The sequence below is a fragment of the Secundilactobacillus silagei JCM 19001 genome (genome assembly GCF_002217945.1).
Taxonomy (GTDB): Bacteria; Bacillota; Bacilli; order Lactobacillales; family Lactobacillaceae; genus Secundilactobacillus; species Secundilactobacillus silagei.
In genome coordinates, this window is the sequence record NZ_BCMG01000002.1 from 46,484 (window position 1) to 60,050 (window position 13,567).

Sequence of the window (13,567 nt, forward strand, 5' to 3'; positions counted from 1 at the left end):
AAATGGGGGCTGACATGCGTTATTCACACAAATTAAGCGATGCGGTTCACGTGCTGGCCTATGTCCAAATCGGCGCGGGGCGGGATTTATCGAGCAAGAAGATCGCGGTCAGTATTGACTCGAATCCAAGCGTCGTTCGGCGGCTCATGGCCCTGTTAGTGAAGGGCGGTCTGCTGACGACTCATCCGGGAACCGTCCAGCCGAAGCTTTCCAGACCGGCCACGGCAATTAGTCTGCTGGACATTTACCGCGTGGTGGAGGGCGACAGTCCGCTGCTGCACGTGGATGACAAGACTAATCCGCAGTGCATTGTGGGCGGCAATATTCAAACCACGTTAAATAAACTTTACAACAACGTCCAAACCGCGGCGGAAGCAGAAATGGCTGCGGCTTCCCTGCAAGATATTATTGATGATATTTTGGTACAGGCGAAAGCTAAACGGATGATTTAAAAAAATAGAAGCACTCTTGAATTTCAAGGGTGCTTCTATTTTTAGTTAGCAAATTAATATTCCGGAACCCATTTCGTATCAGCCACGGCCTTTTTCGCATCAGCAATCGGGGCCTTCGTCAGGCCTTGATCAATAGCCCGCTGCACCACGGCTTCCGCGATGGTGTTTGAGAACTGACTGAGTTGAGTGACCGGTGGCAAAATGGCCGCGCCCGGTTTGCTGGTATCCACCAGGCCGCCAAGGGAGTGGGCGGCCGCTGAGATCATGTCATCGTTTAAAGTGGTGGCGTTAGCGGCAATCACTCCTAAGCCCAGGCCGGGATAGACCAACGCGTTGTTGGCTTGGCCGATCTGGTAAGTCACGCCGTTTAGCGTCACGTCTTGTGCCGGAATCCCGGTCGCAACCAGTGCTTGGCCATTCGTCCAGGTCAGCAGGTCTTCGGCGGTGGCTTCCGCCAGCTTCGTTGGGTTAGACAATGGCATAATAATGGGCCGGTCAGTGTGGGCAGCCATGTCTTTGACGATAGCCTCAGTGAAGGTACCGGGCTGGGTGGAAGTCCCCACGAGAATCGTGGGGTGAACAGTGGCTACAACGGCAGCTAGGTTAGTTAACGTTTCCGGCTGATCAAATTCGTCACGGGAACGGGCGAAGGGCTTTTGCTCCGGTGTCAGCGTTGGGTCATCATCAAACAGTAATCCCTGTTTATCCACCATGTAAAAATGCGCCTTGGCTTCCGCGGCACTCATTCCCTGTTGCACGTATTTATCGTAAACACGTTTAGCGATCCCGGCACCGGCAGTTCCAGCACCGAAGCAAACGTAGCGTTGGTCAGCTAGGGACTGCTTTGAAATCTTCAACGCACCCAGTACAGCAGCTAACGTAATGATACCAGTCCCCTGAATGTCATCGTTGAAGACGGTGTAGCGGTCCTGGTAGCGGTTGAGTAGTGCTGCGGCATGGTCACGGCCAAAGTCTTCAAAATGCAGGTAAAGGTCGGGGAAAAGTTCCTCGGCAGTGGTGACAAACTGGTCAACGAATTGATCGTATTTTTCACCAGTAACCCGTTTGTGGCGGTTGCCTAGGTAGAGCGGACTGTCCAGCAAATGCTGGTTGTTGGTACCGACATCGAGCACAACGGGTAAGACTTGTGCAGGGTCAATGCCGGCAGCGGCCGTGTAGACCATCAGTTTCCCCACGGCGATATCCACACCGTCCGTGCCCCAGTCGCCGATGCCTAAGATGCCTTCCGCATCGGTCACGACAATCAGCCGAATATTGCGGCCGTCCGCGGCGTTCTTCAAGGCCGTGGTCATGTCCTCTGGGCGGTCAATGGAAAGAAACGTCGCGTCCTGGGGATCCACGAACAATTTACTGTAATTTTCAATTGTATCGGCAATCGTTGGGTCATAGACCACCGGCATGAAATCGGCGACGTGTTCGCTGAACAGCTTGTAAAACAGTACCCGGTTTTCATCGAAGATCGCCATCAAAAATTGACGCTTGGCCAGATTAGTCGGCTTTGTCTGGTACTGGGCGAAGGTTTGGGCCACCTGTTCGTCCAGAGATTGGACGTGGGGCGGCAGCAGACCTTCCAGACCCAATTCGTGGCGTTCGCCTTGGGTAAAAGCAGTTCCTTTATTTTTAAACGGATTATTTAAAATACTTAATGACAAGTGAATGACCTCTCTTAAATGATTTATACTCGTAGTATATTTACTTGTGATTTTTATAGTCAAATTAATGCTATAATATAAATAATATTTATAAGGCAATATATTAATAGTCTTAGGGGAGGTATCATGAACGTTCGCGATTTAGAGTATTTTATTAAGTTAGCTGACATTAAAAACTTTTCCAAGGTCGCCGCTAGTTTTAACGTTAGCCAGCCCACAATCACCTTTGCGCTGCAGCGGCTGGAAAAGAGTTTTGGTGCCGGTTTGATGATCCGCCACCGGGCACACGGCGATCTGAGCCTGACTGACAGCGGTCAGCAGTTACTGGTGCACGCGAAAACCATCGTTGATGAATATCAGCTTGCGCAGCGGGAACTCACCGAAAAACAGCAGGGCCGACTTGCCATGGGATTGCCACCGATCATTGAGAACACTTATTTTCCGCAGATTGCTAAACGGCTGAAGCGCGTGGGTCTGCTCAACAAGCTTTACACCTTGGAAGAGGGCTCCATGACGACCTTGCAGGCACTTCAAGCCGGCAACATTGACGTGGCTTTGCTGGCAACGATTCAGCCCATCACCGATGAGAAGCTAGTAGTAGAGCCGTTTGACCAGCAGCCCTTTGCCATTTACGTGTCCAAAAAACACCCGCTGGCACAACGGTCAGGGGTGTCCTTTGCAGAGTTAAAGCCGGAATCTTTCGTGCTGTTCAAGCAGGGGTTCGTCCATAACCAAGCGTTCAATCAGCTTGCCCGGCAAAATCATTTCCGGCCCAAAGTGGCCTTTCGTTCCAATGGCATTCAGAGCTTGCTGAACCTCATTACGGACGATATCGGTATCGGTTTCTTGGCGCTGACCACTCCGGTAAACGACGGGGTGGTGCGGGTACCGTTATTGGATGATCCGCAGCCGGCCTTTACCACCAGCCTAGTTTATCGCCGGTCACACGTGTTTAACCCATTGCAGCAACGGATGTTAAATGTGATGCGGGACAGTTTACAGTAGTGTTTTTGTCAGTGTAATTGCCGGCACGCCATCCTCTTCATAGGCGTTAGATGAAATGTGGTAACCCTGATGTTCATAGAACCCCTTGGCGGTCATTTCACTGTGAACCAGTGAGTGGGTGTACCCATGCGCTTTTCCGTATTTTTCCAGTGCTTCGATCAACTTAGCGCCAAGGTGCTGACCACGAAATGCTTTTAGCGTGGCAATTCGGCCTGGCCGCATGGTGGTGTCGTCGATCGTCTGGAACCGACCAGTCGCGATTGGCTGGCCCTTATCACTATAGATAACGACGTAAACGCGGTCTGCTTCATCGTGATCATCGAATTCATCTTCGATGGCGATAGTGCGCTCCAATACGAACACGTTCATTCTGACGTACAGTGCAGCTGCGTGGTTCCAGGGTTCTGATCCAGTATGAATTTTCATATTCATGGCTCCTTACAGGTTTAAATTTTGGCTTTAGTATACCCTTAATTTTGCTGGAAGTGGACTAATAACAGTTAAGCTCTATTTCGTTTTGTTTTATGTGATGACAAATGCTTGTTAAGCGTCATTTCGTTTCGCAAAACCGGCAACTCGTCGTGGGGTCGCTCCGGAACTCTTTTTCGGAACCCCACCGAAAAAGGATTTCCGCCGTCTCCCGTAGTCGTAAGCGAGTAAAAGACACTCACTAACGACTACTCGCACCACGATTTGCCAGTTTTGCTGCACTGCATTTAACTTGGTGGTTTTTTGGCTACGTTGCTGAGGATGTTGCTGACGCAAATGAGGTTATTAAACTGAAGTAATCATTTGGGATGTAACAACACGTTTTGCACTGTATAAGGAATGATTCTAGTTAAGCGTCATTTCGTTTCGCAAAACCGGCAACTCGTCGTGGGGTCGCTCCGGAACTCTTTTTCGGAACCCCACCGAAAAAGGATTTCCGCCGTCTCCCGTAGTCGTAAGCGAGTAAAAAACACTCACTAACGACTACTCGCACCACGATTTGCCAGTTTTGCTACACTGCATTTAAATGAGCGGTTTGTTGGCCACGTTGCTGGGGATGTTGCTGGCGCAAATGAGGCCATCGAACTGGCGTGTCATTCATGATTTAGCATCATTTGCGGCAGCAACCAGTCAGTTTAGTAGTCTGAAAACGGTGATGTAAAATGTAGCGGAGCCGGGCGGGCAGTTTGTGGTGTCGATGTCACTTGACTACCGTTTTGTGGTAGTTTAGTGACATGGGAGCTGGCGGAGATCCGCCCCAAGCGAAGCGCAGGTGCTAGCTTCGCCACGACCCACTACAAGCTGCCTGCCCGGCGTAGCGAAATGTGACATCCCAGAATTACGTCTGCAGTATTAGAAATTCATTACGATTACTAAAATATGTACCATTAACACTAACAATTCGGTAAACTTTAAGTGATGTTATTTGACGATTGAAGCAGGTCACGGACTTGCCCCAACCCACTAAATTATGATTAAATAATACTAGTAAATCACTATTTTATAGTATGGAGGAAACAATGAGCAGCATTTTATCCGTGCAAAATTTAAATAAAAGTTTTGGCAACAAGCACGTGCTGCACGACGTCTCGTTTGATTTAAAAAAGGGACATATCGTGGGGCTTGTTGGGCCTAATGGTGCGGGGAAATCGACCTTGATGAAGACCATGCTCGGTCTGTTTAATTATGATTCAGGCAGCATCCAGATCGCGGGCGAAACGGTCACGCCGCAGAAGCATGATGCACTGTCAAAAGTGGGGGCGCTGATCGAATATCCTGGGATTTACCCCTTCTTGACCGGTTGGGATCACCTGCAGCTATTCGCGGATGGTGACCATCAGCTGATTCATATTCAAAAAATTATTCAGCAGCTAAATATGGATAGTTATATCAAACGCAAAGCCAAGGGTTATTCGCTGGGCATGAAGCAGAAATTAGGAATTGCGCTGGCCTTGGTCAACTTCCCTGAACTGGTTATTTTAGATGAACCGATGAATGGGCTGGATCCGCAGGCCACTAAAGACCTGCGTGATCTGATCATTACCGAATCGCAGCGGGGAACGACCTTCCTAATTTCATCGCATATTTTAAGTGAACTGCAACGGCTGGCACAGGACCTGTTGATCATTGATGAAGGCAGTATCGTGCAGCAGACGACCATGCATGAGCTGCTGGCTTCGCAGGGTAAGCAGACGATCATGCTGATGACTAGCGATGATAATAAGACGCGCCAACTCTTGAAAAAAGCCAAGTTTACAACGACGCCCGATCCGCGGGTGGAAGTGGTGGCGAAGAGTGACGACACCATGCCGCAGGTTTTGCGGTTACTGGTTGAAAACGGGATCGATATTTTGGACGTGACCCGGCTTGAAGGCAACCTGGAGAGCTCGTTGCTGGAAGTATTGAAACAATCCCGTATCAAGAAAAAGTTAGCCGAAGAACAGGCAGAATAGGAGGCGCGCGCAGTGTGGACTTTAGTGAGACAAGAAAGTTTTAAATTAACGAGAAAACTCAGTACTTGGATCAGTACGGGCTGTTTGGTTGGCGTCGAGATCTTATTTGCCTTTTTATCCCGGGTTTATCCGCAAACCTTCGTGCCGGCTAGTATGTTTGAGTCGCTGTACTTTGCGCGGCCAATCATTAACTTTTACATGATTGCGGCTACGGCGACCATTATTACCATGGAATTTCAGTATGGCACGATGAAACAGGTGCTCTATCGGCGCTATTCTCGCGGTCAGATCCTGGTCAGCAAGTGGCTGGCGATTCTGCTGTACACCCTGTATTGGTACGTGATGAGTACGGGAATCGCTTTGTTGTTAAAAGCGATGCTGTTTCATCATTCACTCAGCATTCATCAAAGTGCTGGTGATGGCATGTCGGTCTTTACCCGCGGGCTTTCGATTTCCGCGGCCAGCTTTGTGAGTTTATGGCTATTATTGAGCGTGGTATTTTTATTAGCTAATTTATTTCGGAATTCCGCGGCTGCGGTTTCAGTGGGAATTATTGGTTATTTCGCTTCCTATATTGTGACCCAGCTGTTAACGATTTTGATTCAAAAATGGGACTGGGCCAAATGGAATCCAGTTACCATGACGTTGTATCCCAGCATGATGTCACGGCCGGGGTATTACCAGTCGCTGCTGAGCATGCAGGCCTGGCAAATGCTGCTGGGAAACCTGATCTATATTGCAATTTTCCTAGGGATTGGGTATTACGTGTTTAATCGACGAAATGTATAAGCTTGCTTTTAAATTAACCTCCGTTTACAGTGTGGGTACGCATTGTAGACGGAGGTTTTTAAAATGACAATTAAAAAGGGAAATCAGCAACTAACGACCGACGAAATTGAAGATATTCATACGTTTATGGATCAATTTAAGCCTTTGCTGCAGCAACTAAAAATAAAGGCAGCTCACCATGATAATTGGTGGGCTGTTTTTAGCCTTTAAAGGATACAAAAAGCTAAGTGTGACAGTTGATCACACTTAGCTCGTTTACTATCTAATAATCATTAATCTTTTGCGGATACCTTATAAGCAGCATCGCGGTAGTCGGCTTCGTGAGACAGCATTTCAGCAATCACCGCAGCCAGCGTTGGCACGCTGATTGGGCCGCCTGCCATTGGTTGATCGACAGCATCTAACACAGCATGCTGAATGGTTTGGTCGTACTTGAAGTAGTGGATCAGCAACAATGTGCTGTCCAGGTGACCAGCGGAAATAATGTTAGCGCCGTTACGTTGGGTTTCCACGTAGCCACGATCATCCGCTTCATCAAAACCGAAACTAGCGGCTAATTTTAAATCAGCCGGCGTAATTTCCTTGTTGACGATTTGGAACTGAGTTGACCAGAAGAGCCGCTTAACGTCGGATTCCTGCATCGCTTGGACCAGTGGTGTCGCGAAACTTTCAACGTTAAATGGTCCTAAGGTTGAAAAGACCACGTCAACGTCTTTTAACGCGCCCTTTAAATCAGCAACACTAGTGGCGTCACCAACTGTGTGTTCCACAAAAGCGGGATACTTAACGTCTTTTTTACCGCGGTTAAATGCCCGGACAGTCACGTCTGGCAATGGTGCCAATCGGTTAACTACTGCCTGACCTAATACACCTGAACTGCCTAATACTAAAATTCTCATTGTTGTGCCTCCTTGAATATCTTCTAATTTCATTTGGTCATATTACCAGATGAAGTATAAGGTGTCAATAAAGACATGTTTAAAAATCATGTTAGGCGGATTTAGTCTAAGTAAACCCCGACAATTGTTAGCCTAAGGGGCTGGGATTGTCGGGTTTGTTTTGGCTTTTTAATTTTATATTGCTGAAACGTGTTGCGACAGGCAGAGAGTTGCATCTAAGGCACCCGCAACAGAAATCCAAGACCGGGATTTCCGTTACGGGTGCCTTAGACTCCACTCTCTAACCGCCTGTCTCCACACTCTTTGCTTTTACATAGCCGAAACGTGTTCCAGCAGGCAAGGACTTGCACCTAAGTCACTTTCGGTTAAAATCCAAGTTCGGGATTTTCACCAAAAGCGACTTAGGCTCCAGTCCTTAACCGCCTGCTTCCACACTCTTTGCTTTTTACATAGCCGAAACGTGTTCCGGTGGGCAGAGACTTGTGCGTAAGCCACTTTTGGTACAAATCCAAGATCGGGATTTCCACCAAAAGTAACTTACGCTTCAGTCTCTAACCGCCCACCTCCACACTCTATAATCTTGACTTATCCATATCACTCTCCATCCGATAAACGAGTTTCTCAAACACCCGCCGCAGTGGCATGATGATCGTGAATACCAGAACGAAGACGAAGAGAATCAAGACATCGTGGCCGATTACCGACCAATTTGGCGTGGTCATGACCTCCCTGAAGAGTTGCATCGCGTACGTGAACGGCATGAACGGTGCCAACGCGGCCAAATCTTTTGGCACAACCTCCAGGGGATAGACCCCACCTGTTCCGAACAATTGGACCAGCATCATCAGCACGATGACCACCTTGCCGGCATTCCCCAGCATGAAGACCAGGTTGAACATGATGATGGCAAACGTGAAGCTCGCCGCGTAAAACGCCAGCAAAAACAGTATCCAGTGCACCGGCCTGATCCCCAGCACGATTTCACCTAGAAAGGCAATCGTTGCCTGGGAGAAGCCCATTGCCAGATACAGCGGTAATTTACCGAAGTAGGACTGCATATGGTTCGGACGGTGCAGCCCGTTCTTCTCGTCCGGCAAGATGTACTCCCACGCCAGGATGGTCGACATCAGCAGCATCCCGACCCACAGCGCCAGTACCGTGTAGAACGGCGTGACTTGCCAGCCAAAGGTCTTCATCGGATAAATTTCTTTGGTCTGCAGCTTGATGGGCGCTGACAGGATCGACGACAGGCTGGGATCAGTGCCTAACAGCTTGATCAGACTATCCAGATTCTTGCTGTTTAAGAAGCTGACCTGCTTATTTAGCGTCTGCAGCGTGCCCTTGATCTTCCCCAGCCGGGAGTTGATGTCGCTGGTCTGCGAAGCCGTGATCGAACCGGCATCCGCCATTGCCCGCAGCTCTGGGATCACTGAGCGCATCGACTGGACCACGGAACTGTTGCCGTTCAGGTTAGCGTTCAGTGTGTTGTTCAGACTATTCAACGCCGGACTGGTCGTTGAATTGAAATTGGTGTAGGCGGTATCCAGCGCGGTGTTCAACGTATTGGAAGCTGCCTGCAGTTCTTTGATCAGCGACTGCTGCTTACTGGTCGAATGGGCGCCACGGAGCTGCGTCACCAGCGACTTCTGCCGGTTAACACTTTGCTTAGCCTTGGCCACCGAGCTGATCAGGGCGCTGGTGCGGTTATTGGGTACGAAGTTGTTAATGATATCCAGCATCCGCAGGGTATCGCTCAATGAATCGTTGATCCCGTTTAACAGCGAAGTCGCGGAACTAGCGGTACTCTTCAGCGTGGTGTCGGAAACGTGGCCCGACGGCAGACCGTTGAAGTTATTTTGCAGGCGCGTGCCCTGGGTCTGCAGCGAATTGATACCGCGGCCTAAATTAGACTGCAGCGATTGGTTCAGCTGCTGGGTCGCGTTATTTAACGATTTCGTATTGTTGACCACCGCCTGCAGGTCATCGATTTGCGCGGAGATCTTGGGCAGGTCAGACTTCATGGTCTGTAAAGCTGCCCGCGTCTGCTGGTTCGTCTGGTTCACGTCATTCAAGGTGTTTTCGGTTTTATTGATCGTCCCGATGGCGTCGGTCAGAGACGAGCGCACCTGCAGAATCTCCGGCTTCTTGGTCGCGATAGTCGCGCCAGCCTTATTGGCCGCTTGGAGGGCTTCCTTACTGGCGGTTTTGATGAAGCTCTGGCGGATGTTGTCGGTTAGGCTGTCCCGCGCCTGACCAATAATTTTAGTGGCCGCCGGGTTCAGCTTTTCGTTTGATTTATATATGATGGTGGGCTTTTGCGGGTCGGCGGTGGTAAACGTGGCGAGCTTGGTCGAGAAATCGTCAGGAATCTCGATCATGGCGTAGTATTTACCATTATCCAGACCGTTATTGGCGGACCAGTCATTGGTGAAGACCCAGTGGATCGCGTGATTTTTATGCAGCTGTTTAACAACTTGGTCACCCACGTTAAACGGCTTGCTATTCAGCGAGCCCCCCTCATCGCTGTTGACCACCGCAATCTTGAGCCGGCTGGTATGTGACGGCGAATAGGGGTTCCAGGACACCTGAATGTTCAAAACGGCGTAGAGCATCGGAATGAGGGCAAATGCCAGCAGGGTCACCCAAATTGAGCGGGTATGAAAGATGTTATAAAAATCTTTTTTAATGAGTTTGAAAACGTTGTGCATATGTCGCCCTCCGGTAATCAGTACAATTTATCAACAAGCTAATGTGCTTATATTATATCCCTTAACCCTATTTCGGCAAGGCACATAAGAAGACTCTGATGCTGTAAAATAACACATCAGAGTCTCGTTTGGTGTTACTTAGTATTCGTGAGCGCGCGTAGCACGTCGGTAACCAATGGCAGTAGGTTCGTTTGCTTAGCAGTCGCATCATTGATAAGTTTTGCAGTGTTATATAAATTATTGATACTGTTAGAAACGCTGCTTTGAACCAGTGAAATGATCTGGCCGATCTTAGCGAAATCTGCGCTGCCTCGATTCAAACCGTCTCGTAAGGTTGTTAATCCGTTGATCAACGTTGGCAGCGTGGTATTGCTGTTGACCGTCTTCAGCAGGGAAACGATTTGGTTATGGGTCTTAGTGGAGGTGGAATCGATCAGGTTCACCAGCTCGTTTAACTGACTGAGCTGCTTTTGCGTGTTGATGAGCCGAACGAGGTGACCGCGCCAGATCCAGCCTTTGACCTTGCCGTTACCGTTTTTGACGTAGTAGTAAACGGCTTTATTACCGTTAGCTTTGCGGACGGTATCGGACTTATAGGTGTAGAATACCGTAAACGGATAATTATCCGCGTTGTGGGCCTTCTTTTTCAAACTCGTGCTGGAGTAGAGGTAGCCGCTCACCGCATGGTACGGTTTCTTGGAAATGTGGCGTGATGAGACCACTTTAGCGCCCTTGGATTTCGCAGCAGCCGGTGTGCTGACACCGAACGCTGTAAATAGACCGGCGAATAGGGTGAGGATCAAAAAACTTTTCTTCATTAGATAAACTCCTTTGTTTAATTTGAAAATAGTATAACATCAAATGCAGATAATTCCTGTAACTTCAGTGTAACAACTACTTGAAAAGTCAACAAGATTTTCAGCCTGCTGGTTTACTTGTCGCTTATTCTTCTATATTTTAGTACAATTTAACGGAGAATGTATTGTTTCTTAAATTTGCAGGTGTGTTCAGTATCGTCTCACTAATGCTTGAATTTCGGCAGTGTGTCCCCTAAAATATTAACCAGTATGCAAACTTGGTCCATTTGACCGAAACGGATTTAACAAAAGGATGGTTGAAATGGAAAACATCAAAGCAATCTATCAACGTGATCTAAAGGCGATGATCTCGTCACCATTCGTGATGATCACGATTCTGGCACTGTGTATCGTGCCCAGCCTTTACACGCTGATCAACGTCCGGGCGCTCTGGAACCCGTATGACGTGTCTGAAATTAAAAATATTCCGGTGGCGGTCGTGAACCACGACACTGGCGCTAAGCTGGCGGGCAAGCAGCTTAACGTGGGCGATACCGTGGTGCAGACGTTAAAGAAGGACCACCAGCTCAACTGGCAGTTTGCCTCGGCGGATAAGGCGGACACCAAGTTAAAAGAGGGCAGCTACTACGCGGAAATTGTGATCCCCAGCAACTTTTCCAAGTCACTGTCCAGTATTGCCGGTGATAATCCGCATAAGGCGCGAATCATCTATAAGGCCAATTCCCGGGACAGTCCCATGGGCGGCAAGATCACTGAAACCGCGGCGAAAACGCTGGTCAATCAGGTCCAGACCAACTTTTTGGAGACCGTCAACACGACGCTGTTTTCTCAGCTCAACGTGTTGGGCAATAAGGCCAAGAGCCAGCAGGGGCAGATTCTAGAACTCAAGGACTGGATCATCGGTCTCAGCGACTCCATGGATCTTGCCACCGGGGCGCTGGGTGAAATCAACCACACGTCGACGAACATGCAGGCGATCTTGACGGGGCTAAAACCAGTCATGTCCGCGTCGCAAAACGTGGACGTGCTGCAGCAGAGCAATGCCGCGACGGTGGATTCTTTGCACAGCGTTCAGGGTTCGGTCAATAAGGCCTTCAGTAGCCTTGAAACCAATTTGAACAGCGCGACCGCCAGCGCTAACCGCCTGAACAGTATCGTCAAACGACTCAACAGTTCGGCCAGTTCCACGAACCGCAGTGCCGTTAACGACATGCTGAACCAGGCCATTTCGCAGGTGAACTTGTTGAAGGGGCAGATCACACCGCTGCAGTCCTTCTTAAAGAGCGTTAATGGGCAATCCCATTTATCAGCCATTAGCGGGTTAAACGATACCTTGGGCAACGCGGTGTCACTGCTGAACGCTGAAAAGGCGCAGCTCCGGTCGCTTAAATCATCGTTGAACACCAACGGCCGGCTGACGTCGGGTGAAATTGCCAGCGCGGCCAATAACGCGCACCGCATTACCGTGAACATGAACTCCGCTTTGAGCCAGTATGACCGCTCCGTGAAGACCCATTTGGACGGTATCAGCGGCAACTTGCTTTCAGCGGTGTCGAAATCACGGTCGATCATCGGTGAACTGAAGCAGGCTAAGGGCATTAATGAAGATTATCTGGATAACGCCATTAAGGGCAACCAGCTGATCTCGCAATCCAGTTCTAATCTGGAATCTAAGTTGACCAGCTATCAAGATGATGTTAAAAACATCTCCAATCAACTGAAACTGACCAGCGATAGTGACATTGTCAGCATCATCACGGTCCTGCAGAACAATCCCAAGACCATGGGGCAGACGTTAGTGTCACTCTTTAACGTCAAGGACGAAAGCATCTACAAAGTGGGCACCTTTGGGGCAGCCTTCCTGCCAACCTACATCACGCTGTCGATCTGGATCGGCTGCACCATGCTGGTCATGATCTTGCACACCACGATTCCGCGCGAGCAGCGCCGGTTCCACAACATGACCGTTCACGAAGAATTCTGCGGTAAAATGCTGACCTTTGGGACGCTCTCGTTGATCCAGACGATGATCATCATTTTCAGTTCAATCATATTCCTGCGCGTCCAGGTGGAAAGCGTCTTTATCATGCTGCTTTTCGGGGTGCTGTCTTCGATGCTCTTCACGGCTATCATCTACGGCCTCGCCGCGACCTTTGGCAACCTTGGGAAAGCCGTCGTCATCTTCCTGGTGGCACTGCAACTGGCGGGTTCCGGGGCGCTGTATCCCGTTCAGCTCGATCCAGCGTTCTACCGCATGGCCTACCACATTGCGCCATTTGCCTATAGCGTTGGCGGCTTCCGTGAAGCAGTCGGCGGGCCGAATATGCAGTCGGTCTTTATCGACGCCATCGTCCTGATTATGATGTTTATCGGCGCCTTCCTGCTAGGCTTCTTCCTGAAAATTAAAGCACAGAACTTTACTCGCCGTATCCTGTCAGACTTTAGTCGGACTGGGATTGGGCAGTAACTATCTTAAATGAGTCTCAGGGTGATTTTTCCCTGAGACTCATTTTTTGCCGCCTCCGGCCGCCCGCTGGTTGGACTACTGTGGGGGCCGGTGAAAGCCTGAGAAGCGGTCTTTCACCTCGCAGCCAAGCCACGCCAAATTCGCGCGTCTTGCCTGTCGCCCCGTGCTGTAAGGGCTAAAGCCCTAACAGCACCCTCACAGTTGCCCAACCAGCCGGCGACCTCCGGCTACATTGTTGTGTCATGCGTCATCAAAAATAGATTGCAAAATGGTCCTCGAGTGGCGCGTTGATGCGCTTCTCGAGGACCATTTTGA

12 protein-coding genes are annotated in these 13,567 nt (G+C 49.4%); 7 read left to right on the forward strand and 5 right to left on the reverse strand.

The window, feature by feature from the left end; translation table 11 throughout:
* Nucleotides 1-14 precede the first annotated feature (14 nt).
* A complete protein-coding gene (locus tag CES79_RS01955) occupies nucleotides 15-452 on the forward strand; it encodes an Rrf2 family transcriptional regulator (protein WP_054654824.1) in 438 nt (145 codons plus the stop codon).
* 53 nt (nucleotides 453-505) lie between these two features.
* Here the strand turns inward: CES79_RS01955 and CES79_RS01960 are convergent, their stop codons facing one another.
* Nucleotides 506-2,125: a malolactic enzyme gene (locus CES79_RS01960; protein WP_089136154.1), complete on the reverse strand. Its 1,620-nt coding sequence runs from the start codon at nucleotides 2,123-2,125 to the stop codon at nucleotides 506-508.
* Nucleotides 2,126-2,251: 126 nt separating this feature from the next.
* Between CES79_RS01960 and CES79_RS01965 the strand changes: the two genes are divergently transcribed.
* Nucleotides 2,252-3,130, forward strand: coding sequence for a LysR family transcriptional regulator (locus CES79_RS01965; RefSeq protein ID WP_089136155.1), 879 nt, complete (start codon nucleotides 2,252-2,254; stop codon nucleotides 3,128-3,130).
* On the opposite strand, the gene CES79_RS01970 is transcribed toward CES79_RS01965, so the two are convergent.
* Nucleotides 3,122-3,556: a GNAT family N-acetyltransferase gene (locus CES79_RS01970; RefSeq protein ID WP_089136156.1), complete on the reverse strand. Its 435-nt coding sequence runs from the start codon at nucleotides 3,554-3,556 to the stop codon at nucleotides 3,122-3,124. The two genes, CES79_RS01965 and CES79_RS01970, sit on opposite strands and share 9 nt — an antisense overlap.
* 601 nt (nucleotides 3,557-4,157) lie before the next feature.
* Between CES79_RS01970 and CES79_RS13135 the strand changes: the two genes are divergently transcribed.
* From CES79_RS13135 to CES79_RS12800, 4 genes are all read left to right on the forward strand, one after another.
* Entirely contained in the window at nucleotides 4,158-4,280 is a 123-nt protein-coding gene (locus CES79_RS13135) for a hypothetical protein (RefSeq protein WP_263851312.1), read from the forward strand.
* A 358-nt stretch (nucleotides 4,281-4,638) separates the two neighbouring features.
* Nucleotides 4,639-5,571: an ABC transporter ATP-binding protein gene (locus CES79_RS01975; protein WP_089136157.1), complete on the forward strand. Its 933-nt coding sequence runs from the start codon at nucleotides 4,639-4,641 to the stop codon at nucleotides 5,569-5,571.
* 12 nt (nucleotides 5,572-5,583) lie between these two features.
* Nucleotides 5,584-6,360 (forward strand): DUF2705 family protein, encoded by a 777-nt coding sequence (locus tag CES79_RS01980; protein WP_054654826.1) that lies wholly within the window; start codon nucleotides 5,584-5,586, stop codon nucleotides 6,358-6,360.
* Nucleotides 6,361-6,423: 63 nt separating this feature from the next.
* The gene (locus CES79_RS12800; protein ID WP_159459441.1) at nucleotides 6,424-6,570 is read left to right on the forward strand and encodes a hypothetical protein; all 147 of its coding nucleotides are present in this window, start codon (nucleotides 6,424-6,426) and stop codon (nucleotides 6,568-6,570) included.
* Between the two features lie 62 nt (nucleotides 6,571-6,632).
* Here the strand turns inward: CES79_RS12800 and CES79_RS01985 are convergent, their stop codons facing one another.
* The 3 genes from CES79_RS01985 to CES79_RS01995 form a co-directional block, all read right to left on the reverse strand.
* Entirely contained in the window at nucleotides 6,633-7,259 is a 627-nt protein-coding gene (locus CES79_RS01985) for an NAD(P)H-binding protein (RefSeq protein ID WP_054654828.1), read from the reverse strand.
* A 572-nt stretch (nucleotides 7,260-7,831) separates the two neighbouring features.
* Complete coding sequence (locus tag CES79_RS01990; protein ID WP_089136159.1) at nucleotides 7,832-9,967, reverse strand: YhgE/Pip domain-containing protein; 2,136 nt, start codon at nucleotides 9,965-9,967, stop codon at nucleotides 7,832-7,834.
* A 134-nt stretch (nucleotides 9,968-10,101) separates the two neighbouring features.
* Nucleotides 10,102-10,785 carry a D-alanyl-D-alanine carboxypeptidase gene (locus CES79_RS01995; RefSeq protein WP_089136160.1) on the reverse strand — a complete coding sequence of 228 codons (684 nt, stop codon included), beginning with the start codon at nucleotides 10,783-10,785 and terminating at the stop codon, nucleotides 10,102-10,104.
* A gap of 301 nt (nucleotides 10,786-11,086) precedes the next feature.
* Between CES79_RS01995 and CES79_RS02000 the strand changes: the two genes are divergently transcribed.
* Nucleotides 11,087-13,252 carry a YhgE/Pip domain-containing protein gene (locus CES79_RS02000; protein ID WP_159459442.1) on the forward strand — a complete coding sequence of 722 codons (2,166 nt, stop codon included), beginning with the start codon at nucleotides 11,087-11,089 and terminating at the stop codon, nucleotides 13,250-13,252.
* Nucleotides 13,253-13,567 lie beyond the last annotated feature (315 nt).